Source organism: Streptomyces sp. NPDC085937, assembly GCF_044540535.1.
Taxonomy (GTDB): Bacteria; Actinomycetota; Actinomycetes; order Streptomycetales; family Streptomycetaceae; genus Streptomyces.
Genome location: NZ_JBITSH010000016.1, coordinates 127629 through 149685 on the forward strand (window position 1 = coordinate 127629; position 22057 = coordinate 149685).

Sequence of the window (22057 nt, forward strand, 5' to 3'; positions counted from 1 at the left end):
GGCCGCGGCACTCACCCGTGCACAGGTGAGTCCGAAACGCCCGGTTCACTCCCCCGCGAGCGGCGGCCGGTCCAGGTCGCCGACCGCCAGATGGGCCAGGGCCACCTCGTACAGATCGGTCCCCGCGGACAGCAGCTGGCGTTCCAGGACCGGTTCGGCGCTGCGTACGTGCTCGCGCACGGTCTGGGCGTGGACGCCGAGGGTCTGCGCGGCCCGCTCGGCGTTGGCGCCCTCGGCGATCCAGGTGCGCAGGGTGCGGCGGACGTTGCGGGGGTCGGGGTCCAGCCGGTCCAGCAGCCCCCGCGCCCAGCCGGCGACGCCCGGGGAGGACAGCAGCTCGGCGAGGCGCCGGGAGCTCCCCCGGGAGCCCGCGGGCCCCTGACCGTCCAGCAGGTTGATCTGGGTGTGCAGCGCCAGGTGCACGACGGCGCGCACGGTGACGTCGTCGAAGTCGACCCCGAGCATGGACTCCACGCGGTCCATGCGGGCGCGCACGGTGTTCCGGCTGACGCCCAGGATCTTCGCGGTGCTGACGGCGGTGAACTCCAGGCCGAGCCGGGTGGTGGCGATCAGTTCGGCGCGGGTGTGGTGGGGCAGCGCGTCGAGCGGTCGCAGCACCCGCGCCGCCCAGGTGCGCAGGGCGGCGGGGTCCATCAGCCGCTCGGGGTGGGTGCGCTCGGCGTACACGGCCGTCTTGTCGGGCCGGAAACGGGCCACGGCCAGGGCGCTGACGGCCTGTCCGTAGGCGGTGGCGGTGCGCGCCAGGCTCTGCCACACGCTGCCCCCGACGAAGGTGTCCGGGTGGCTCTCCGCCACGGACCGCAGGTCGTCGGCCGTGGCCTCGCGCGGGCTGAGGACGATCACATGGCCGTCCACGGCCGGGCATCGCACGACCAGCGCCTCCTCGCGGGTGCGCTCGATGCACTCGGCGGCCAGCCGGTCCCTTACGGCGGGGTCGGACTCCATGACGTAGACGCAGGCGGTCTCGGCGTCCAGCAGGCCCGGCCAGAGTCCCGAGGCGACCCGGCGCGCGGAGACCGTGTCCTCGACCATCAGCAACTGCAGGATGGCCAGCCGCAGGTCGGCGGTGGCCCGCCGGAGCCGGACGCCGGCCGCGCGGGTCTCGTGGACGGTGAGCAGCACCTCGATCACCTGGGCGGTGTGGGTGACGACGTCGGAGGCGTCCCGGTCGAACGGCGCCCCGCGGGACACGGCGAGCACGCAGCCCCCCGAGGGGTGTCCGACGCGTACCAGGCGCTGGTGGCGTCCGTCGCCGTCCCAGGCGGCCGAGGCGATCCGGCCGGAGGCGACGTCGGCGGCGACGGACTCGTCCAGCGGCAGCGGGGTCCCGGCCAGCAGGCCGCCGTCGCCGTCGCGCAGGGCCACCTCCGCGTGCACCGCCCCGGCCAGCCAGTCGACGACCCTGCGGACGTCCCGCCCGGCGGGCCGCAGGTGCTCGAGCAGTTCGCGCGCCCAGCCGGGGCGCCCGCCGGTCTCCGTCGTCCCCCGCGCCACGTCCTTTCGGCCTGTCACCTCGGCCTTCCCCTCGTCTTCCTCGCCTCCTTGGTCCGGACGGGGGACGTTACCCCACACGTGGGCGTGGCTCATCCCGGCGCGACGGTCCCCGTGCTCCTGCGGGTGACGCCGCACCGGTGCGCACGATGCCGGGCCGCGGTCGGCATAAGCTCGGTGGATGGCCAAGTACTTCGACGTGCACCCCGACAACCCCCAGCCGCGCACCATCGGCCAGATCGCCGCCGCCATCCGCGACGACGCCCTGATCGCGTACCCCACGGATTCCTGCTACGCGCTCGGCTGCCGTCTGGGCAGCCGCACCGGCACCGACCGCATCCGCACCATCCGCAAGCTGGACGACCGGCACCACTTCACGCTGGTGTGCCGGGACTTCGCGCAGCTCGGCCAGTTCGTACGGATCGACAACGACGTCTTCCGCGCGGTCAAGGCGTCGACGCCGGGCCGCTACACGTTCATCCTGCCCGCGACGAAGGAGGTGCCGCGCATGCTGCAGCACCCCAAGAAGAAGACCGTGGGCGTACGCATCCCCGACCACGTGGTCACCCAGGCGCTGCTGGCGGAGCTCGGCGAGCCGCTGCTGTCCAGCACGCTGCTGCTGCCCGGCGAGGACGAGCCGATGACCCAGGGCTGGGAGATCAAGGACCGCCTCGACCATGAGGTGGACGCGGTGCTGGACTCCGGCGACTGCGGCACCGAACCGACCACGGTGATCGACTTCTCCGGCGGCGAGGCGGAGATCGTGCGGGTGGGCGCGGGCGACGTCTCGCGCTTCGAGTGACGGGAGGGACGTACGGATGACGGACGTGCAGGGGGCCGAGGTCCAGGTCCCGACGGACGACGGCACGGCGGACGCGTACCTGGCGTGTCGTGCGGACGGCACGCCCCGGCCGGCGGTGCTCTGCTTCACGGACGCGTTCGGTCTGCGTCCGCGGGTGCGGGAGGCGGCCGACCGGCTGGCGGCGGCCGGGTACACGGTGCTGGTGCCGAACCTCTTCCACCGGCGGGGACCCGCTCCGGTGGTCGACGTGCCCGCGTTCGTCGACGCCGGGGCGCGGGCGGAGGTGTTCCGTCACCTGTCACCGGCGCTGGAGGAGTTGACGCCGGAGCGGTCGACGGGTGACGCCGGGGCGTATCTCGCGTGGCTCGCCGGGCGGCCGGAGGCGGCCGGGGGCCCGGCGGCCCTCGTCGGTTACTGCCTGGGCGCGGGCCTGGCGCTGCGGGCGGCCGGTGCCTTCCCGGACCGGGTGGCCGCGGTGGCCGGCTTCCACGGCGGCCGGCTGGCGACGGACGCCCCGGACAGCCCGCACCTGGCGGCCGGACGGATCACGGCCGAGGTGTATCTGGGCCACGCCGACCAGGACCCGTCCCTGCCGCCGGAGCAGATCGAGCGGCTGGAGCAGGCCCTGACGGACGCCGGTGTCCGGCACCGCTGCGAGGTGTACACGGGGGCCCGGCACGGCTTCACCCAGTCCGACACGGAGTCCTACGACGAGAAGGCCGACGAACGTCACTGGACGGAGCTGCTCGGCCTGCTGGACCGCACCGTCCGTCCCGCATCGTGAACACGGCGGCGCGACACAGGGGTTGACCGAGCGCCCCGGCCACCGCGCCCTGAGGGCACCGTTGTTACGGTGCACCGGTGTCCGACTCCTCACGCGACACCGCCGAGGGCGCCGGCTGGGGCGCCTCCGAACGCGGTGAGTATGCGCGGCTGATGCCGCGCCAGACCGAGAAGATCTCCTGGCTGGACCCGCGCATGCTGTGGGCCGCCCGCAACGGCGTGCTGGCCTCCTGGTTCGGCGACCCCACCGGCGAGGTCCGGGCCCGCTGGGCGGCCCAGCGTGCGGCGGCCGGGGCGCCCGCCGACCGGGTCGTCCGGCGCGACGACCCGGACCGGTTCTCCTTCCTCGTCATCGGCGACACCGGCGAGGGCGGCGACCCCCAGTACGCGGTCGTGCCGGGCCTGTTGGAGGAGGGGCGGGACACCGCCTTCGCCGTGCTCGCCAGCGACGTCATCTACCCGGTGGGCAGCGCCGACGACTACGGCCCCAAGTTCTTCCGGCCGTACCGGGACTACCAGGCGCCGATCTACGCGATACCCGGCAACCACGACTGGTACGAGGACCTGGCCGGCTTCATGCGGGTCTTCTGCGACGACGCCCTGCCGCTGCCGCCCGCTCCCGCGCCGCGCCCGCTCAGCCGGGCATGGCTGCGCTCCCTGTTGTGGCACCGGCCCCGCCCCGGCGACGGCGCGCTGCTGGACGAGGCGCGGAAGCTGCGCTCCTCCCCCGCCCAGCGGGCCGTGCAGCCGGGACCGTACTGGGCGATCGACGCGGGTCCGGTACGGATCGTCGGCATCGACACCGGGCTGCTCGGCACGATCGACGCCGAGCAGGGCGCATGGCTGCGGGAGGTGTCCCGCGATCCGCGCCCGAAGATCCTCGTGACCGGCTCGCCCCTGTACGTGGACGGCGAGCACCACCCGTGCCCGATCGACGGCGGCGGCACCGTCGACGACATCGTCCGCGACCCGGCGCACCGCTACGTGGCCGCTATAGGCGGCGACATCCACAACTACCAGCGCTACCCGGTGCGGCTGGAGGACGGCCGCACCCTGCAGTACGTGGTGGCGGGCGGCGGCGGGGCGTTCACGCACGCCACCCACACCATCCCCCGGGTGGATGTCGCCGGGGTCACCGAGGCGGACTTCCGCTGCTACCCGCTGCGCGGCGACTCCCTCGCCTTCTACAGCGCGCTGTACGGGCGGCGCACGCGGCTGCGCCGGTTCTTCTCGCTGACCGAGGCGGAGGCGGCGGCGGTGATCTCCGAACGGCTCGGCATCGGACCGACCCGCGCGCCGGGCGCGCCGGCCCGGGTGACGCGCCGGATGCGGTGGGTCGCGGGGCTGCTGGGCACCGGACGCCGGCCGGACCGCGGCAAGCGGTTCCGCCTTCCCGTGCGCAAGGCGTACCAGTCCCTCTTCTCGCCCGGCTCGGCCACGTACAGCCCGCCGTTCTTCAAGTCCTTCCTGCGGATCGACGTGGGGCCTGACGCGATACGGCTGCGCTGCCACGCGGCGACCGGGCAGCGGGCGCAGGAGGTCGCCCCGCCCGTGGAGGACGAGGTGACCATCCCGCTGGCCTGAGACGTGCCTGTGACGTGCCTGGGGCGGGCCTACCAGCGGCCCGGCGCGGTGCCGGTGAGGGGCCGCGAGGGCCGGCCGTCGACGCCGGCGGGGACGTCACCGGCGAGCATCACCCGGTGCATGATCCGCGGGTGGTCCAGGTGGGCCGTGTCACCGGGGGCGAGATGGATGGTGGCCCGGTTGTCCCAGAACGCCACGGTGCCCGGCTCCCAGCGCAGGCGCACGGTGTACTCGGGCCGGGTGGCCTGCTCCAGCAGCATCTCCAGGATCGCCCTGCTCTCCGGGCGGGACAGGCCGGTGATCTGCTCGACGTAGTAGCCGTTGACGAACAGGATCCGCTCCCCCGTCTCGGGGTGGACCCGCACCAGCGGGTGCTCGGTGGCGGTCTGGTGGTCCAGCAGGTGGCGCAGGTAGGCGTCGTCGCCGGGCCGCGGCTGGTAGCCGACGCCCAGCCGGTGTTCGGCGCGCAGCCGGTCGGCGAACTCCCGTACGGGGGCGGACAGTCCGGCGTAGGCGGCGGCCAGGTTCGCCCAGGTGGTGTCGCCGCCGTAGGGCGGCACGGTCTCGGCGCGCAGGATCGTCGCGGCGGGCGGGTCGACCCGGGCGCCGTGGTCGCAGTGCCAGCCGCGGAGTACGGTGTGGCGGCGCCGTCGCAGCCACTCGTCGTGGTCCATGCCGAAGCGGCCGCCGAGCTCCAGCCGGTCGGCGGTGGTCTCGATCTCGGGGAAGTCCGGCGGGGAGGCCGAACCCCGCCGGGGCAGGACGACGGGTTCGCCGAACCGGCGGGCCAGCGCCACGTGCCCGGCGTGGTCGAGGCGCTGGCCGCGGAAGAACACCACCTTCCAGCGCAGTACCGCCGCCCGGATACCGGCGACCGTGGCGTCGTCGAGGTCGCCGGCCAGGTCCACCCCGGTGACGTCGGCCCCGATGTGCCCCGCCGCCGGGTGCACCTCCACCTTCCCCGCGTCCTCCTGGTCCGTCCCGGCGCCGCTGTCCGTGGTCATGCGTCCCCACTCCGTCGCTCGTACCCGCCGGCCCCGGACGGACCGGCTCCCGGGAAGATCGTGGCAGCGGAAGCGGACCCTGGCGACAGGGCCTCGGCGGTACGCCCCGGCCCGCCCGGTTGATCACCGCCCCCGTCGTGCCCGACGCTGGACGGGACGACACACCGCGACCGGAGGGCCCTCCCGTGACGAGCATCCCGCAGCACAGCCTCAACGACGGCACCACGATCCCCGCCCTGGGCCTGGGCACCTGGCCGATGGACGACGCCGAGGCGGAACGGGCGGTCACCGGGGCCCTGCAGGCCGGTTACCGCCTGATCGACACGGCCGCCAACTACCGCAACGAGACGGGGGTCGGCCGGGCCGTGGCCGGGGCCGGCGTGCCGCGCGAGGAGATCGTCGTGACGACGAAGCTCCCCGGCCGCCACCACGGCTACGAGGAGACCCTCGCGTCCTTCGAGGAGTCCCGGGCCCGGCTCGGCCTGGAGTACGTCGACCTCTACCTGATCCACTGGCCGCTCCCCCGCGTCGACAAGTACGTCGACTCCTGGAAGGCGATGATCAAGCTGCGCGAGGACGGGCTGGTCCGGTCGATCGGCGTCTCCAACTTCACGCCGGCCCACATCGACCGGCTGGAGAAGGAGACCGGGGTGCTGCCCTCGGTCAACCAGATCGAGCTGCACCCGTTCTTCCCGCAGGAGGAACTGCGCGCCTACCACGCGGACAAGGGCGTGCTCACCGAGAGCTGGAGCCCGCTGGGCCGCGGGTCGCAGCTGCTGGACGACCTCGCGGTGGCCGCCGTCGCCGACGCGCACGGCGTGACCCCGGCGCAGGCGGTGCTGCGCTGGCACGTCCAGCTGGGCGCGCTGCCCGTCCCCAAGTCGTCCGCCCCCGAGCGGCAGCGCGCCAACCTGGACGTCTTCGGTTTCGAGCTGGACGACGCCCAGATGCGGACCGTCTCCGACCGGGCGCACCGGCGGATCGGCGGGGACCCGGATGTGCACGAGGAGTTCTGACCGGGTACCCGGGCGCCGCTCGTACGGACGGGACGGACGTGCGGCGCGTCCGTCCCGTACGGACGGGGCGGATGCGCGTCGGAGGACGGAAGGGAGCGGCGCGGTGGGCGGACCGGACCGGTTGCGGGACTACCACGGCAAGCGGGACTTCGGCCTGACCCGGGAGCCCCGGGGCGGCGGCCGGAAGACGGACGCGGGACCCCGCTTCGTCGTGCAGATCCACGACGCGCGCCGGATGCACTTCGACTTCCGGCTCCAGGTGGGCGACGTGCTGAAGTCCTGGTCGGTGCCGAAGGGGCCGTCCGCCGACCCGCACGACAAGCGGCTGGCCGTGCCGACGGAGGACCACCCGCTGGAGTACGAGGAGTTCGAGGGCGTCATCCCGCACGGTGAGTACGGCGGGGGCACGGTGATCGTCTGGGACCACGGCACGTACGAGCCGCTCAGCCACGACCGCCGGGGCCACGCCGTGGACTTCGCCCGGTCCCTGGAGCGCGGCCACGCCACCTTCCGGCTGCACGGCTCGAAGCTGCGCGGCGAGTACGCCCTCACCCGCTTCCGCGGCGGGGACGACGGCGAGGAGGCGTGGCTGCTGGTCCGCGCGGCCAAGGGCGGCTCGGGCGGCCGGGGCGCACCCGATCCCCGCCGGGCCCGCTCCGCCCGCACGGGCCGCACCCTCGCGCAGGTCGCGCGGGAGGACGGCTGAGACGCCGGAGCCCGGCGTCGGCCGGGCGGCGGGTCAGCGGGGTGGGATGGTCTGTTCCGCCCAGATGGTCTTGCCGCCGTCCGCCTGCCGGCTCCCCCAGCGCTGGGTGAGCTGGGCGACCAGCAGCAGTCCCCTGCCCCCTTCGTCGAAGGCGTGCGCCCGCCGCAGGTGGGGCGAGGTGGAGCTGGTGTCGGTGACCTCGCAGATGAGGGTGCGGTCCCGGATCAGTCTCAGCTGGATCGGGGGCTCGCCGTAACGGATGGCGTTGGTGACCAGCTCACTGACCACGAGTTCGGTGACGAAGGCGACCTCGCCCAGCCCCCAGGCGGCCAGCAGGTCGACCGCCCACTGCCGGACGGCGGCCACCGCCTCGGCGTCCTGCGGCACGTCCCGGGTGGCGACCTGGCCGGCGCCGAGGGCGCGGGTGCGGGCGAGCAGCAGGACGACGTCGTCGCCCGGCTCCTCGGGCAGCACCTGCTTCAGTACGACGTCGCACAGGTCGTCCAGCGACTGGACGGGCACCGTCAGGGAGCGGCACAGCTCCCGCGTCGCGTGGTCGATGTCGCGGTCGCGGCCCTCCACCAGTCCGTCGGTGTAGAGGGCGACGACGGAGCCCTCCGGCACGTCCAGCTCGGTCGCCTCGAACGGCAGTCCGCCGACGCCCAGCGGCGGGCCCGCGTTCACGGGCACGAGCCGGCAGGTCCCGTCGGGCAGCAGCAGGGCCGGCGCGGGATGGCCGGCGGCGGCCACCGCCAGGCGCCGGCCGACCGGGTCGTAGACGGCGTACAGGCAGGTGGCGCCGAGCTCCGCCACGTCTCCGTCCGGGTCCTCGGCGGCCAGATGGGTGACGAGGTCGTCCAGGTGGGTGAGCAGCTCGTCGGGCGGCAGGTCGACGTCCGCCAGGGTGCGTACGGCCGTGCACAGCCGCCCCATGGTGGCGGTGGAGGGGATGCCGTGGCCGACGACGTCCCCCACGACCAGGGCGACCCGGGTGCCCGACAGCGGGATGATGTCGAACCAGTCGCCGCCGATGCCCGCCGCGGAGCCGGACGGCAGGTAGCGGTGGGCGACCTCGACGGCGGCCTGGCCGGGCAGCACCTTCGGCAGCAGGCTGTGCTGGAGGGTCAGCGCGGTGGCGCGTTCCCGGGCGAAGCGGCGGGCGTTGTCCACGCACACCGCGGCCCGGCTGGCGAGCTCCTCGGCGAGGACGGCGTCGTCGACGGCGTACCCGTCGGGGTGGACGTTGCGGACGGCGACCGCCACGCCGAGGGTGGTACCGCGGGCCCGCAGCGGCACGGCGAGCTCCGAGTGGATCGCGGGAGGCGGCGTCGCCCCCGACGGGAGCGACGGGGTGCCGCGCTCGCCCATCCACCGGTCGAAGTCCGGTTCCCCGGCTCTGGCCAGCACCGCTCCGCCGTCCTTCAGCGCCCGCGCGGGCGGCGAGTAGGGCGGGTAGACGTCCGTGCGGCCGAGGGGGACGACCGTCTCGGGAGCGCGCGGTCCGGCGGAGCCGTGCGCGACGCGGCGCAGGACGACGTCGGCGTCGGACCGCAGCGGGGGCGCCTCGGCGTCGAGCACCCAGTCGAGCAGGTCGACGCAGGCGAAGTCGGCGAAGTCCGGGACCAGCAGTTCCACGAGTTCCTCGGCGGTGCGGACGACGTCGAGGGTGGTGCCGAGGGCGGCGGCCGCCTCGTTGAGCAGCGCCAGCCGGCGACGGGCGCGGTGCTGTTCGCTGCTGTCCAGTCCCGCCAGCGCGGTGCCGACCAGCCGGCCTTCGGCGTCGCGCACCGGCCACATCTCGACGTTCCAGGCGTGCCGGTGCAGGTCGGAGGCGGCCTCGCCGAAGCTCTCGTCGCGCAGCGACCTGCCCGTCTCGGCGACCTGGCGCATGTGCCGGTCGATACCGAGGGTGCCCTCGCTGCGTCCCGCGGTGTCGAGGAAGCCGTGCCCGAGCAGGGTCTCCTCGGTGCCGCCCATCGCGGCGCAGGCGGCGTCGTTGAGCCGGATGAAGCGGTGTTCGGTGTCGAGGACGGAGATCGCGAGGGACGACTGCTGGAAGGCCTGGCCGGCCAGGGACGTCTCGGCGGCCACCGCGGGCCGCGCGGTGACCACGTATCCGGCGTCCGTGTCCCCCGGGCCGCGGACGGGGCAGACCGCCAGCCGGAGCGTCACCCGGCTGCCGTCGCGATGACGCACGGTGACGATTCCCGAGGGGACGGGCGGGGCGCCGGACGGTACTCCCTCCGGCTCAGGCGGCTGCCGGGGGTCCCGGGGCTGCCGCGCTTTCGTGGGCTCGTCGGCGAGCAGATCCCGTACGGGACGTCCCACGGCCTCGTCGGCGGAGAGCCCGGTCAGTGTCCGGGCTCCCTCGCTCCACCCCGTCACGACGCCGCGGGCATCGACGACCAGCGCGGCGGAGGCGTCGTCCATTGCTCCAGCATCGGCCCGCGGCCGTCGCCTCTCAACCGCGGCGGTCCGGTCGGCGGGCGTCAGCCCCGCAGGTCGCGCAGTGCGGCGAGGGCCTTGTCGGCGTGCGTGTTCATCCGCAGCTCGCTGCGCACGACCTCCAGCACGGTCCGGTCCTGGCCGATGACGAAGGTGGCCCGCTTGGTGGGGGCCACCGAGACGCCCCGCTTCACACCGAACCGCTCCCGGATCACGCCGTCGGTGTCCGACAGCAGGGGCATGCCCAGGGTGTGCCGTCCGGCGAACTCGGCCTGCCGCTCCACGGGGTCCGCGCTGACGCCCACGGGACGGGCGCCCACCTCGGCGAACTCGGCGGCGAGGTCGCGGAAGTGGCAGGCCTGTGCGGTGCAGCCGGGGCTCAGGGCGGCGGGGTAGAAGAACAGCACCACCGGGCCGTCGGCGAGCAGCTCCGACAGCCTGCGGACGGTGCCGGTCTCGTCCGGTGCCGCGAAGTCCTCGACCGTGTCGCCCTTCTCCACGCGCCCGCTCATGCCGTGGCCTCCGCACCCTTGGCGACGCCGCGCGCCCACATCACCAGCGGCACCTGCAACGGCAGCCGGCCCAGGGCGGCGGCCCGCTGCGGGGCGGGGCGGTGGCGCCAGTCGACGGCCATCTTCACGTTGGCGGGGAACACCCCGACGAAGAAGGCCGCGGCGGCCAGCGCGGCGGTCTTACGGGTCCGGGGCAGCGCCACTCCGGCGGCCAGCGCCAGCTCGGCCGCTCCGCTCGCGTAGGTCCAGGCGCGCGGCGTGCCGGGCAGGGAGCGCGGGACGATGTGGTCGAACTGGCGGGGCGCGGCGAAGTGCGCGGTGCCCGCGACGGCCAGCAGGCCGGCGAGCAGCAGGGGCGAGCGTTCGGACCGTGACACGGTTCCTCCTCCAACGACTCCCGCGCACGTTACCGGACGGTAAGCCCTCAGCTTTCGGGGGGCGTCGACGGAGGACCAGCCGCCGGCAGAGCACGGTCGGCGGGCCCAGGAGCCCTGAGCACTGGGCGCCCATCCCAAGGCGGGCGTCGCGGCGGCGCCCCGAGCCCGGTGGGCGCGACCCTTCGGCGAACCAGGAGCCCGGCGGGGCGTGCGGCGGCCCGAGGCGCGGGCTTCGGCGAGAGGGGCCGCGTGCTGCGGGCCTTTGCGGGACGGGCCCGGGGCCGGCGGCGACGTGGTGGACGGTGGGTCCGGGCACCGGGCGGCGCGAGAGACACGCGGCGGCAACCGCTCAGCTCGTCGTGGGTTCCGTGTCCTCGTCGGCCGCGTGGGCGAGGAAGTCGTCGACCATGCGGTGGAACAGCGTGGCGAGCCGGCGCAGGTCGTCCGGCGACCAGTGGGCCAGGGCCGCCTGCATGCCCCGCACCCCGGTCTCGCGGATCCGCGCGACGGCCTGCCGCCCGGCGTCCGTGAGCTGGATGCGCTGGGCGCGGCGGTCGTCCGGGTCGGGGACGCGCACGACGTGACCGGACTTCTCCAGATGCTGCACCGTGCGCGTGACGTGCGAGGCCTCCACGCCCAGCCGGGCCGCCAGCTCCCCCGGCCGCATCGGCTCGGCGTCGGCCATCTTCCGCAGCAGGGCCGCCCCGGCCCGGTCCAGCGGAACCCCCGCTGCGGCCATCAGCCGCTCGTGCTGCCGGGCGCGCGAGCTCAGATAGGTGATGCGGTACAGCGCGCGCTCGATGTCGACCACCTCCGGGGAGGGGGAACCGTCGGGGGGCGGGGGTGTGGCCATACCCGCACTTTACCATCTCATTGCGTAACTCAATCAACTGAGCGGCGAGGAACGGAACCCTCCGCTCAGCGCTCCGTCCGGGCTCCGTCCGGGCTCCGTTCAGGCGAAACAGGACACGCGGACGCGTGCCGTCCGGCAGGTCCGTCCACACCTCACCCGTGACGCTGCCACTGATCCCGCCCATGCTCGCGACGCCCGGCCGGCTGCCGCCCCCCGCGGCGGACCCGCGCTGGGCGTACGAGACCAAGCAGGACGGCCAGCGGGCCGTGGTCTACCTCCCGGGGGACGGCAGCGTCGTCCTGCGTGCCCGGTCCGGCCAGGAGATCACCGGCGCGTACCCCGAGCTGCGCCCGCTGGCCACCGCCCTCGGTCCCCGGCCGGCGGTGCTGGACGGCGAGGTGCTGGCCCTCGACGCGGACGGCCGGGCCAGCTTCCAGCTGCTGCAGTCCCGGATGGGCCTGGCGCACTCCCCGGCCCGAGCCGCCCGGCGCGCGGAGACCGTGCCGGTGCACCTGATCCTGTTCGACGTGATGCACCTCGACGGCCGCTCGCTGGTCCGCGAGCCCTACGTCCGCCGCCGCGAGGCACTGGAGGACCTGGGACTCGACGGCCCCGCCTGGTCCACCCCGGCCGCGCTCGTGGGCCACGGCCCGGAGGCGCTGCGGGCCACCGTCGAGCACGGCCTGGAGGGGCTGGTCTGCAAACGGCTGGACTCCGTGTACGAGCCGGGAGCCCGCTCGCGCGCCTGGATCAAGATCCGCAACATGCGCAGCGAGGACGTGCTGGTCGGGGGCTGGCTGCCGGGCAAGGGCCGGCTGACCGGACTGCCGGGCGCCGTCCTGGTCGGCCAGCGGGCGGCGGGCCGGCTGCGCTACGTCGGCGGCGTGGGCACCGGCTGGAACGAGACCGAACGCACGGAACTGGCCGCGCTGTTGCGGGCCGCCGCGAGCGACGTCTGCCCCTTCGACCCGGTGCCGGCCGTCCCGGGCGCCCACTGGGTGGTGCCCCGCCTGGTCGGCGAGGTGCGGTACAGCGCCCGCACCCGTGAGGGGATGCTGCGCCAGCCGTCCTGGCTGCGGCTGCGGCCGGACCTCGCGCCCGAGGAGGCCGCGGCCGACCTTCCCGACGACCTGGCGTGATCCGGCGCGGCGCCCGCCGCCGCCCGGCCCGCCCTCCGGCGCCGGCGGCTCGGCGTGGGCGCGGCCCTCCCCCACCGACATGACACCGCCCTCTTGGCATGCGCACGTCCGGCCGCGATGCTGTGAACTCCCCAGCCCCCCACGCCCGTTGGGCTGCGCCTGTCCACGAGGAGGACGCGGTGTCGCCGAGCACGCCCCGTACGCACGTCAGAAGATGGCTGACCGGCCTGGCCGGCGCCGCCGCCCTCGTCGTCGCCTTCCCCGCGACGGCCTTCGCCGCTCCCCCGCCCGCGCTCCCCGCGAACGCCGACGCCCTGGAGAGTACCTACCAGCCGGCCTACGACTACGACACCGACGGCTGCTACTCCTCCGCCGCGATCGGCCCGGACGGCTCGATCAACGCCGGACTGAAGCCGACCGGTGCCCTGAACGGCAACTGCCGGGACGCCTCCGACCTGGACAACACCAACGGCTACGCGCGCGCCACCTGCAACAACGGCTGGTGCGCCGTCGTCTACGCGCTGTACTTCGAGAAGGACCAGGCGCTGCCCGGCGTCAGCCTCGGCGGCCACCGCCACGACTGGGAACACGTCGTGGTGTGGGTGCAGAACGACACCGTGCAGTACGTCGCCACGTCCAACCACGGCTCGTTCACGATCCACCCCCGCTCCTCGGTCCGCTTCGAGGGCACCCACCCGAAGGTCGTCTACCACAAGGACGGCATCAGCACCCACTGCTTCCGGCCGGCGGGCGCGGGCGACGAACCGCCCGAGAACCACAAGGGCACCTGGCAGTACCCGGCCCTGGTCGGCTGGAACGGCTACCCGCCGGGGCTGCGCGACAAGCTCGTCGCCCACGACTTCGGCAGCGCCCACTTCGGTCTGAAGGACGGCAGCTTCGCCTCCCACCTCGCCGCGGCCAAGCCCTCGGGCATCGCCTTCGACCCGAACGGATGACAAAGTGGGGCGAGTTGACGTCCGGGGACGCGACATCGTGTCCCCGGCGCCGAGGGGTCACGGGGGTCTATCGTGACGCCATGGCCGTCCCGGAACTGATCCGTATCGTCTCCCGCGACTCGCCCATGGCGCTCGCCCAGGTCGAGCGCGTCCGCGCGGAGCTGGCCGCTGCCCACCCCGGGGTGCGCACCGAGGTGGTCCCGGTGCGCACGACCGGGGACAAGTGGCTCGGTGACCTGTCGCAGGTGGAGGGCAAGGGCGCGTTCACCAAGGAGGTGGACGCCGCCCTGCTGGCCGGTGAGGCGGACCTCGCGGTGCACTGCGTGAAGGACGTGCCCGCCGACCGCCCCCTCCCGGCGGGCACGGTGTTCGCGGCGTTCCTGGAGCGGGACGACGTCCGTGACGCGCTGGTGCACCCGGACGGTCTCACCCTGGACGAGCTGCCGCCCGGCACCCGGGTCGGCACCTCCTCGGTGCGCCGGGTCGCCCAGCTGGCCGCGACCCACCCGCACCTGCGGTGCGTGCCGCTGCGCGGAAACGCCAACCGCCGGCTGGCCAAGCTCGCGGACGGCGAGGTGGACGCCCTGCTGCTGGCGGTCGCCGGACTGGAGCGGATCGGCCGCCGTGACGTGGTCAGCGAGGTGCTGTCCGCCGACGTCATGCTGCCGCCGGTCGGCGCGGGCGTCCTGGCCCTGCAGTGCCGGGAGGGCGACACGGGGCTGATCGAGGCGGTCGGCGTCCTCAACCACCCGGACACGCACCGCGAGACCACCGCCGAGCGCATGCTGCTGCACGTGCTCCAGGGGCACTGCAACAGCCCGATCGCGGGCCTCGCCCGCGTCGACCGGGGTGGCGAGCTGTCCCTGCGGGCCTGTGTCTTCACGCCGGACGGCAAGACCCGGCTGAACGCGCACGAGTGGGCGGGGCGGCTCGACCCGGCGACGCTCGGCACGTCGGTCGCCGTGGCCCTGCTGCGTCAGGGCGCCCGCGACGTCATCGACGGCATTCCGCACTGATCGCGCCGACGCACCGACCGTGGGGAGCGGGCGGGCCGGGCGGTGTCCGCCGCCCGCCCCGTGGTCAGGCGGTGCCCTCCTCCGCCTGCTCCTGCAGGAAGAGGCTCACCTGCTGGGCGAGGGACTCCCGGGCCGCACCGGCCGGCGTGCCCGGGGCGGGCTCGTGCACCCCGACGCCGCCCGTCCACAGCCGGCGCCCGGCCCACTCCTCGTCGGCGCGCAGCTGCACCTGGACGTCCACCTGTGCCAGGGACCCCTCGGGTCCGGCCGCGTAGAGCACGGCGGTGGCGCGGCGCAGCGGATAGACGTCGAACCCCTCGATGAATTGCGAGTTGCGCCAGTCGATGAATGCGCTCTCGCCGTCGGTCCCGGTGCGCACGTCGATCTGGCCGTCCTCGAGATGAATGCACACGGGTCGGTCACCCCGGTTCTCCACGGTCACCCGGACCCGGAAGTACGACAGCCCCTCGGCGGCCTCGTCCCGCCCGCGCGGCGGCTCGCCCGCTTCCAGACGATGGACGCGGACCCGCAGACCGGCATGCTCGTCGTACTCCTGCCAGTCCCCGACCACGTTCGGCTCGTACACAGTGCACCTCTCGACTTCTGTCCGCTGCTTCCTATCTGTGGGCTCAGCGCACTGTCAAATGAGCGGAATGCGCTGTGGTCAGGTAGTTCGCCCCATCTGATCGGTGATCAAGCGCTGCGCAGGAGGAATCCCCCGACCGGCCCATCGGCGCCGCGGGGCGGCGTGCCGTACATCACGTCCGCCGTGATGATCACGGGCACGCCGCCGGTACGCCCGGCCGCGCCCGTCGCGAGGCGGACCCGCGCGGAGGCCCGTGCCTGGCGTAATTCACAGCATGAATTCCCTCGTTTCCACAGCGTGCCCATTCCGGAAAATATTCTCCGCCGCTTTCCGGAATGCGTTTTGGAATGGCGGCGGGGAGGGAAAGGAATTCTCAGTGCTTCGGACAGGAGGCACGTCCGTGGGAACCGGTCGGCCGGCCCCGGACCTGCCAGGTCCGAGAAGGCCGCTTCCCACGGGTTCTGTCCATCCGGCACCCCGCTCAGGGAGGTGCGCGTGATGCGTACCGTCAGTCCCAGGAAGCCCCACTCCCATGAAGACGCGCCCGAGACGACCCGGGACTTCATACGTCTGGCCGGTCTGCCCGACGGGCCGGAGCGACGGAGGCTGCGCGACGAGCTGGTCACGGCATGGCTCCCCATGGCCGAGCGGATCGCCGTGCGGTTCCGGGGCCGAGGAGAGGCTCTGGAGGACCTGTACCAGGTGGCCGCCCTCGGTCTGGTGAAAGCCGTCGACCACTACGACCCGGCGCGCGGGAACGCCTTCGAGGCGTACGCGGTGCCCACCGTCACGGGTGAGATCAAGCGCCACTTCCGCGACCACATGTGGACGCTGCACGTGCCGCGCCGGGTGCAGGACCTGCGCAACCGGGTGCGCGGCGCGGCGAAGGAGCTGGCGCAGACGACGCCGGGCCGGGCGCCCACGGTCGCCGAGATCGCCGCCCAAGCCCGGCTGACGGAGGACGAGGTGCGCACCGGCATGGAGGCGCTGGAGTGCTTCTCCGCGCTCTCGCTGGAGGCGGAGATGCCGGGCACCGACGGGTACGCCCTGGGCGACTCGATCGGCGGCCCGGACCCGGCGTACGACGCCGTCGTGGACCGGGCGGCGGTCCGGCCCTGCCTGGAGGCGCTGCCCGAGCGCGAACGGCTCATCCTCTACCTGCGCTTCTTCAAGGGGATGACGCAGAGCGGGATCGCCGACCAGCTCGGCATCTCCCAGATGCACGTCTCCCGCCTCCTGAGCAGCTGCTTCGCCCACGTCCGCGAAGAACTCTCCACCGACCCCGACTGACCCACCGGTAGGCCCCGATCCGGTCAGCCCCGGTCCACCCCACCCGGCGATCCGGCCGGCGCCCCCCTGGGAGGCCGGGGGCGGTCAGGGGTCCGGGGGACTTTCCGGGAGGCGGGTGGGGCCCAGGCGGTCCAGGACCTCCTCGAGGACGGTGCGGACGTCCGCCGGCAACGCTCCGGTGCGCCCCCAGACGAGGATCATGTCGGCGATGGTGCGCAGCTTGATGTTGGTCCGCTGGGACACCTCCTTCAGCACGGTCCAGCCCTGGTCGGGCGAGACCCGCCCGAGCGCGACGATCATTCCGATGGCCTGGTCCACCACCGCGTGCGAGACGACCGCGTCCTTCAGCTGCTGAACTTCTTCCTCCAGCTGGAGGATCCGGTCCGCGCCCCCGTCCGTGGGCATGGTCACCTCCGGTTCCGGTGTGCCGCTCTCGTGGTGCCTTCGCTTAGTGCTTAGGTGCCTTCACCCAGTGTCCGATCCCTCCATGGTCGCCACTCGGACCGCCCCGTGCCACCGGGGTGGCCCGCGGGTGGCCGGGGTCACCGTTTCGGTGCCGCCGCCGGGGTACTCGGCAGGCGCCCGGGCCGGTGTCCCGTCGACACTGGTCCCATCCGGGTGGCTGCCGGGCCGACGAGATCAGGACGCGACTGCTATGAACCACGACATGCCCTCCCCCGCCGGCGCGACGGACGTCGTCTCGACGGACGCCGTCTACGGCGCCCCCTGCTGGGTGAGTCTGACCAGCCGCGATCTCCAGGGCACCGAGGACTTCTACAGCGCCGTGCTCGGCTGGGAGTGGCGCCCCATGCGGCTGGGCGACCGGTTCCGCGTCGCCCTGGCGAACGGCCGGCCGGTGGCGGGGATCGCCGCCGTGGCCGGCATGTGGCAGATGGCGGTGGCGTGGACGCCGTACTTCGCGGTGCGCAGCGCCGACGAGGCCGCCGGGCGGGTGCAGGAGCGCGGCGGGACCGCGGCGGTGGGCCCGATCTCGTTGCCGCCGGGCCGTGCCGCGTTGCTCGCCGACCGGGACGGGGCGACGTTCGGGGTGTGGGAGGGCGAGCTGTTCAGCGACTGGTCCACCTGGCGCCGTGCGCAGCTGGCGTTCGTCCGGCTGCACACCCGGGACGCCTTCGACGCGGCGATCTTCTACGGCGAGGTCTTCGACTGGGCGTCCGGCGGGCCGGGCGGCTGCGAGGTGCACTACGAGGGCGAGGAAGTGGTGCTGCGCAGCCGGGGTGACGTGGTGGCGCGCATCGAGTCGGGCGCCCTGGGGTCGGCCCCCGATCCGCGGATCCGGCCGCACTGGCAGGTCCACTTCACCGTGACGGACGTGGCCGCCTGCGCCCGCGTCGCCGAGGAGCGGGGCGGCACGGTGCTCGCCCTGGGCCCCGAGGAGGCGGTGCTGAGCGACAACGAGGGTGCCCGGTTCACGGTCACCTCGCGCCGCGAGCACTGACGCCTCCCCGGGGCCCGCGGCTCACCGCGCGCCCCGGGTGGTCCGGCGCCTACCGCGCGCGCCGGGACGGACGGGACAGCAGCACCAGACTGCGGGCGTCGACCGTCAGCCTCGTGCCCGCCTTGCGTTCCGCCTCGTCGGGGGTGCCGTCGGGGTCGGCGGTGTCGATCAGCGCCGTCCACCGTTCGCCGTAGGAGGCGTCCGGCAGCCGGAAATTGACCGGTTCCCAGTGGCTGTTGAGCAGCAGCAGGAACGAGTCGTCGATGACGGGCCGGCCGCGCGGGTCCGGTTCGGCGATGGCGTCGCCGTTGAGGAACACGCCGACCGAGTGGGCGTCGGAGCGCAGCCAGTCGTCGTCGGTCATCTCCCGCGCGTCGGGCGCCAGCCACACCAGGTCGGGCAGCGGCTGGTCCGCGTTGCGCGGGGTCTCGCCCCGGAAGAACCGGCGGCGGCGCAGCACCGGGTGGTCCCGGCGCAGGGAGATGAGCCGGCGCGTGAAGTCCAGCAGCCCGCGCTGGTCGTCGCCGAGGCGCCAGTCGATCCAGCTGATCTCGTTGTCCTGGCAGTAGGCGTTGTTGTTGCCGTCCTGCGTGCGGCCCAGTTCGTCACCGTGCGAGAGCATCGGGATGCCCTGTGAGAGCAGCAGCGTCGAGAGGAAGTTGCGCTGCTGGCGGGCGCGCAGCTCCCGTACCGCCGGATCGCGGCTCGGGCCCTCGGCACCGCAGTTCCAGGAGCGGTTGTCGTTCTCCCCGTCCTGGTTGTCCTCGCCGTTGGCCTCGTTGTGCTTGTCGTTGTACGAGACCAGGTCGCACAGGGTGAAACCGTCGTGCGCGGTGACGAAGTTGACGCTGGCGCGGGGCCGGCGCCGGTGGTGGGCGTACAGGTCGGAGGAGCCGGTCAGCCGGGAGGCGAACTCGCCGAGGGTGTGGTCCTCGCCGCGCCAGAAGTCCCGTACGGCGTCCCGGTACATGCCGTTCCATTCCGACCACAGCGGGGGGAAGTTGCCGACCTGGTACCCGCCTTCGCCGACGTCCCAGGGCTCCGCGATGAGCTTGACGCGGCTGATCACGGGGTCCTGCTGGATCAGGTCGAAGAACGCCGACAGCCGGTCCACCTCGTGGAACTGCCGGGCCAGGGTGGCCGCGAGGTCGAAGCGGAACCCGTCGACGTGCATCTCGGTGACCCAGTACCGCAGCGAGTCCATGATCAGCTGGAGCACGTAGGGGTGGCGCATCAGCAGGCTGTTGCCGGTGCCGGTGGTGTCGTAGTAGTGCCGCCAGTCGCCGTCCACCAGGCGGTAGTACGAGGAGTTGTCGATGCCCCGGAAGGAGAGGGTGGGGCCCTTCTCGTTGCCCTCGGCGGTGTGGTTGTAGACGACGTCCAGGATCACCTCGAGCCCGGCCGCGTGCAGCGCCTTCACCATCTCCTTGAACTCCGTGACCTGTTGGCCGCGGGTGCCGTGGGCGGCGTAGGCGTTGTGCGGGGCGAAGAAGCCGATGGTGTTGTAGCCCCAGTAGTTGGCCAGGCCGCGCCCCTGGAGCACGCCGTCCTGGACGAACTGGTGCACCGGCATCAGCTCCACCGCGGTGACGCCGAGCGAGGTGAGGTGCTCCACCACCGAGGGGTGTGCCATCCCGGCGTAGGTGCCGCGGAGTTCCGGCGGGACGTCGGGGTGGGTGCGGGTCAGCCCCTTGACGTGGGTCTCGTAGATCACGGTGTCGGAGTACGGGCGGCCGGGCCGTGCGTCGTCGCCCCAGTCGAAGGCGGGGTCGGTCACCACGCCGAGCATGGTGTGGCCCGCGCTGTCCGCCGGGTCGGGTCCGTGCGGGTTCCGCTCGTACAGCGAGGGGTGGTTGTCGATCTGGCCGTCGACGGCGGTGGCGTAGGGGTCGAGGAGCAGCTTCGCCGGGTTGCATCGGTGGCCGGCCGAGGGCGCCCAGGGGCCGTGCACCCGGTAGCCGTAGCGCCGGCCGGGGCCCACGCCGGGCAGGTAGCCGTGCCAGACGAAGCCGTCGACCTCGGTGAGCCGCACGGTGCGGTGCCGGCCGTCGTCGTCCACCAGGACCAGGTCGACGCGTTCGGCGACCTCGCTGAACAGCGCGAAGTTGGTGCCCTCACCGTCGTAGGACGCACCCAGCGGGTAGGGGCGCCCGCTCCAGGCGGGCGCCCCTTTCCGGTTGTTTCGCCGGGTCACCGGACCTCCTCCAGGAGGCCGCCCGGCGTTCGCATCCGCGCGGTGACCGTGGTGACGCTCACCTCGCGGGGCAGGTCCAGGCCCTCGCTCTCGCGCGGGTCGGGCGCGGTGGGCACGAGGGGCACGCGTTCGCCGGCGCGGGCCCGCTGGGAGAACCAGATGACCTTGCTGCCGGTCTCGGTGGCGCAGCAGCCCCAGCCGTCGCTGCTGGCCGCGAGATGTTCCAGGCAGCCGCGCAGTTCCTGGTCGGGTCGCAGGGCCCGGTCGTTGTCGCCGATGGCCGTGATGAGGTGCTGGCCGTTCCACCACATCTCGATGGACGTGTTCTTGTCGGTGGCGTGCTCGTCGATGGCGTGGAGCAGCATCTCGGCACCGCCGCAGACGGGCTCCACCAGGTTCTCCAGATCCCAGAACCGGAGGTGGGCGGCCAGTATCCGGCTGACCTGTCCCACCCTCTCGGGGCTGACTTCCACATCGAGGTGGTAGTAGCAGGGCACTGCGGTCTTCATCGTCGTGGGCTCCTCACCGCGAAGCTCGCGCTCCTCCCGTCCGGCGGACGGGACCCCGAACACGGAACGTGAGCGGGTATCGCTTCTGAGTCACCTTCAGACTGAGGGGGTTGGTCCATTCGTGCAACACGAGCGCACGGGTGAGATTCCTGAGGTGACATCTGAGCGGGCGACAGGCCGCCGGCCAGGCACGGAGCCTCCGGCACAGTGGTTGAAATTCCAACAAGACGAGGGGTCACCGTCCGTGCACCATGTGTGAAGACCTCGATCGCCGTTACGGGTCCGTGCAGCGGTGCGCACGGCTCCGCCCGACCGTCGGGACAACGCGCACCCATCGAGCCCCGGAAAGGTGAACGGCGCATGCTGCTACCCGCCAAAGCCGAAGTTGCCCGGCAGTTGCGCCGCTACCGGGCCTGGGAACGCGTGATGCTGGCCGCCCCCACCGACCACACGGTGCGGGCGACCTTCGAGGACTCCGGCTACACCCTGTGCGTGCTGATGGGGAAGCGCTGCGCGCGGGAGGCGGCCGACGCCGCGGAACGGTACCTGCGCACCACTGCCGTCACCTATCTGCAGGAACTGAACGACAGGCCCCGTCCGGCCGCCACGGTCCGACGCGGTCCGCCGGCCGTCGAGCGGCGCTCCCCGGCGGGAAGGCAATGACCTTCCCGCCTTCCAGTGGTCCCACGCCCGGGCGCCGGCCCGGGCATCGCGAGCGGCGGAGGTGCACAGGCCCATGAAGACGACCCCGACCATCGGTCGTGTCCCGGTACGGGACGTCCGGCCGTCCGTCGACTGCGGCAGACGCCCGGCGAAGGCCGTAGTCGGCGAGGCGTTCGAGGTGACGGCGACCGTGTTCCGGGAGGGACACGACGCGGTGGCGGCCAATGTGGTGCTGAAGGATCCGGAGGGGCGTCCGGGTCCGTTCACGCCGATGCGGGAGCTGGCGCCCGGCTCGGACCGGTGGGGCGCGGAGGTGGCGGCGGACGCACCGGGCCGGTGGACCTACCGTGTCGAGGCCTGGGGCGACCCCGTGGCGACCTGGCGGAGCGTCGCCACCGTCAAGGTCCCGGCCGGCATCGACACCGGGCTGGTCCTGGAAGAGGGCGCGGACCTGTTCCGGCGCGCGGCGGCCGGGGTGCCGCGCGACGCCGGACAGGACGTGGTGCTCGCCGCGGCCGCGACGCTGCGCGACGACTCCCTGCCCTGCGCCACGCGCCTGGCGGCGGCGTTGACGCCGGAGGTGGCGGCGGTGCTGGCGAAGCATCCGCTGCGTGAGCTGGTCACCAGCAGCGACCCGCTGCCCCTGCTCGT

Annotated in this window: 22 protein-coding genes; 12 read left to right on the top strand and 10 right to left on the bottom strand. The window is 73.7% G+C overall.

The features are described 5' to 3' along the window. Nucleotides 1–45: 45 nt before the first annotated feature. Nucleotides 46–1533 carry a helix-turn-helix domain-containing protein gene (locus ACIF8S_RS28080; RefSeq protein WP_400002700.1) on the bottom strand — a complete coding sequence of 496 codons (1488 nt, stop codon included), beginning with the start codon at nt 1531–1533 and terminating at the stop codon, nt 46–48. 160 nt (nt 1534–1693) lie between these two features. Here ACIF8S_RS28080 and ACIF8S_RS28085 point away from each other — a divergent pair, with 160 nt between their 5' ends. The 3 genes from ACIF8S_RS28085 (at nt 1694) to ACIF8S_RS28095 (ending at nt 4681) form a co-directional block, all read left to right on the top strand. Continuing rightward, nucleotides 1694–2314 carry an L-threonylcarbamoyladenylate synthase gene (locus ACIF8S_RS28085; RefSeq protein WP_024887672.1) on the top strand — a complete coding sequence of 207 codons (621 nt, stop codon included), beginning with the start codon at nt 1694–1696 and terminating at the stop codon, nt 2312–2314. Between the two features lie 16 nt (nt 2315–2330). Then, nucleotides 2331–3098, top strand: coding sequence for a dienelactone hydrolase family protein (locus ACIF8S_RS28090; RefSeq protein WP_400002702.1), 768 nt, complete (start codon nt 2331–2333; stop codon nt 3096–3098). Nucleotides 3099–3175: 77 nt separating this feature from the next. After that, nucleotides 3176–4681, top strand: a complete 1506-nt coding sequence (locus tag ACIF8S_RS28095) for a metallophosphoesterase family protein (protein WP_400002704.1) — start codon at nt 3176–3178, stop codon at nt 4679–4681. A gap of 29 nt (nt 4682–4710) precedes the next feature. Here ACIF8S_RS28095 and ACIF8S_RS28100 read toward each other — a convergent pair whose 3' ends face one another. After that, the gene (locus ACIF8S_RS28100; RefSeq protein WP_400002705.1) at nt 4711–5685 is read right to left on the bottom strand and encodes a TauD/TfdA dioxygenase family protein; all 975 of its coding nucleotides are present in this window, start codon (nt 5683–5685) and stop codon (nt 4711–4713) included. A gap of 185 nt (nt 5686–5870) precedes the next feature. Here ACIF8S_RS28100 and ACIF8S_RS28105 point away from each other — a divergent pair, with 185 nt between their 5' ends. Then, nucleotides 5871–6701, top strand: coding sequence for an aldo/keto reductase (locus tag ACIF8S_RS28105; protein ID WP_400002707.1), 831 nt, complete (start codon nt 5871–5873; stop codon nt 6699–6701). A gap of 103 nt (nt 6702–6804) precedes the next feature. After that, nucleotides 6805–7407, top strand: coding sequence for a DNA polymerase ligase N-terminal domain-containing protein (locus tag ACIF8S_RS28110; protein WP_400002709.1), 603 nt, complete (start codon nt 6805–6807; stop codon nt 7405–7407). Between the two features lie 33 nt (nt 7408–7440). On the opposite strand, the gene ACIF8S_RS28115 is transcribed toward ACIF8S_RS28110, so the two are convergent. From ACIF8S_RS28115 to ACIF8S_RS28130, 4 genes are all read right to left on the bottom strand, one after another. Further along, nucleotides 7441–9837, bottom strand: coding sequence for a SpoIIE family protein phosphatase (locus tag ACIF8S_RS28115; protein ID WP_400002710.1), 2397 nt, complete (start codon nt 9835–9837; stop codon nt 7441–7443). Nucleotides 9838–9896: 59 nt separating this feature from the next. Beyond that, on the bottom strand, nt 9897–10364 hold the full coding sequence (locus tag ACIF8S_RS28120; protein ID WP_400002712.1) for a peroxiredoxin: 468 nt from the start codon (nt 10362–10364) through the stop codon (nt 9897–9899). Beyond that, entirely contained in the window at nt 10361–10741 is a 381-nt protein-coding gene (locus ACIF8S_RS28125; RefSeq protein WP_400002714.1) for a hypothetical protein, read from the bottom strand. The genes ACIF8S_RS28120 and ACIF8S_RS28125 overlap by 4 nt, the downstream gene beginning before the upstream one ends. A 349-nt stretch (nt 10742–11090) precedes the next feature. After that, the gene (locus ACIF8S_RS28130) at nt 11091–11594 is read right to left on the bottom strand and encodes a MarR family winged helix-turn-helix transcriptional regulator (RefSeq protein ID WP_400002715.1); all 504 of its coding nucleotides are present in this window, start codon (nt 11592–11594) and stop codon (nt 11091–11093) included. A 158-nt stretch (nt 11595–11752) separates the two neighbouring features. On the opposite strand from ACIF8S_RS28130, the gene ACIF8S_RS28135 reads away from it, so the two are divergent. The 3 genes from ACIF8S_RS28135 to hemC all read left to right on the top strand — a co-directional run bounded on the left by ACIF8S_RS28135 (nt 11753) and on the right by hemC (nt 14705). Continuing rightward, nucleotides 11753–12733: an ATP-dependent DNA ligase gene (locus tag ACIF8S_RS28135; RefSeq protein WP_400002716.1), complete on the top strand. Its 981-nt coding sequence runs from the start codon at nt 11753–11755 to the stop codon at nt 12731–12733. Between the two features lie 179 nt (nt 12734–12912). Continuing rightward, nucleotides 12913–13689, top strand: coding sequence for an NPP1 family protein (locus tag ACIF8S_RS28140; RefSeq protein WP_400002717.1), 777 nt, complete (start codon nt 12913–12915; stop codon nt 13687–13689). Between the two features lie 80 nt (nt 13690–13769). Next, entirely contained in the window at nt 13770–14705 is a 936-nt protein-coding gene (gene hemC, locus ACIF8S_RS28145; protein WP_400002718.1) for a hydroxymethylbilane synthase, read from the top strand. A 64-nt stretch (nt 14706–14769) separates the two neighbouring features. Here the strand turns inward: hemC and ACIF8S_RS28150 are convergent, their stop codons facing one another. Continuing rightward, nucleotides 14770–15291 (bottom strand): hypothetical protein, encoded by a 522-nt coding sequence (locus tag ACIF8S_RS28150; RefSeq protein ID WP_400002720.1) that lies wholly within the window; start codon nt 15289–15291, stop codon nt 14770–14772. 498 nt (nt 15292–15789) lie between these two features. Here ACIF8S_RS28150 and ACIF8S_RS28155 point away from each other — a divergent pair, with 498 nt between their 5' ends. After that, nucleotides 15790–16581: an RNA polymerase sigma factor SigF gene (locus ACIF8S_RS28155; RefSeq protein WP_400002722.1), complete on the top strand. Its 792-nt coding sequence runs from the start codon at nt 15790–15792 to the stop codon at nt 16579–16581. 84 nt (nt 16582–16665) lie between these two features. Here the strand turns inward: ACIF8S_RS28155 and ACIF8S_RS28160 are convergent, their stop codons facing one another. After that, nucleotides 16666–16992: an ANTAR domain-containing protein gene (locus ACIF8S_RS28160; protein ID WP_400002723.1), complete on the bottom strand. Its 327-nt coding sequence runs from the start codon at nt 16990–16992 to the stop codon at nt 16666–16668. A gap of 244 nt (nt 16993–17236) precedes the next feature. On the opposite strand from ACIF8S_RS28160, the gene ACIF8S_RS28165 reads away from it, so the two are divergent. Further along, complete coding sequence (locus ACIF8S_RS28165; RefSeq protein WP_400002725.1) at nt 17237–18040, top strand: VOC family protein; 804 nt, start codon at nt 17237–17239, stop codon at nt 18038–18040. 49 nt (nt 18041–18089) lie between these two features. On the opposite strand, the gene glgX is transcribed toward ACIF8S_RS28165, so the two are convergent. Beyond that, nucleotides 18090–20234 (bottom strand): glycogen debranching protein GlgX, encoded by a 2145-nt coding sequence (gene glgX, locus ACIF8S_RS28170; RefSeq protein ID WP_400002727.1) that lies wholly within the window; start codon nt 20232–20234, stop codon nt 18090–18092. Next, nucleotides 20231–20743: a pep a2 gene (locus ACIF8S_RS28175; RefSeq protein ID WP_349796785.1), complete on the bottom strand. Its 513-nt coding sequence runs from the start codon at nt 20741–20743 to the stop codon at nt 20231–20233. Before ACIF8S_RS28175 ends, glgX begins: the two co-directional genes overlap by 4 nt. 360 nt (nt 20744–21103) lie before the next feature. Here ACIF8S_RS28175 and ACIF8S_RS28180 point away from each other — a divergent pair, with 360 nt between their 5' ends. Together ACIF8S_RS28180 and ACIF8S_RS28185 are read left to right on the top strand one after the other, a co-directional pair. Continuing rightward, nucleotides 21104–21406 (top strand): DUF5133 domain-containing protein, encoded by a 303-nt coding sequence (locus ACIF8S_RS28180; RefSeq protein ID WP_145828473.1) that lies wholly within the window; start codon nt 21104–21106, stop codon nt 21404–21406. A 73-nt stretch (nt 21407–21479) separates the two neighbouring features. After that, the coding region (locus tag ACIF8S_RS28185) for a maltotransferase domain-containing protein (protein WP_400002728.1) at nt 21480–22057 on the top strand (578 nt) is incomplete at its 3' end.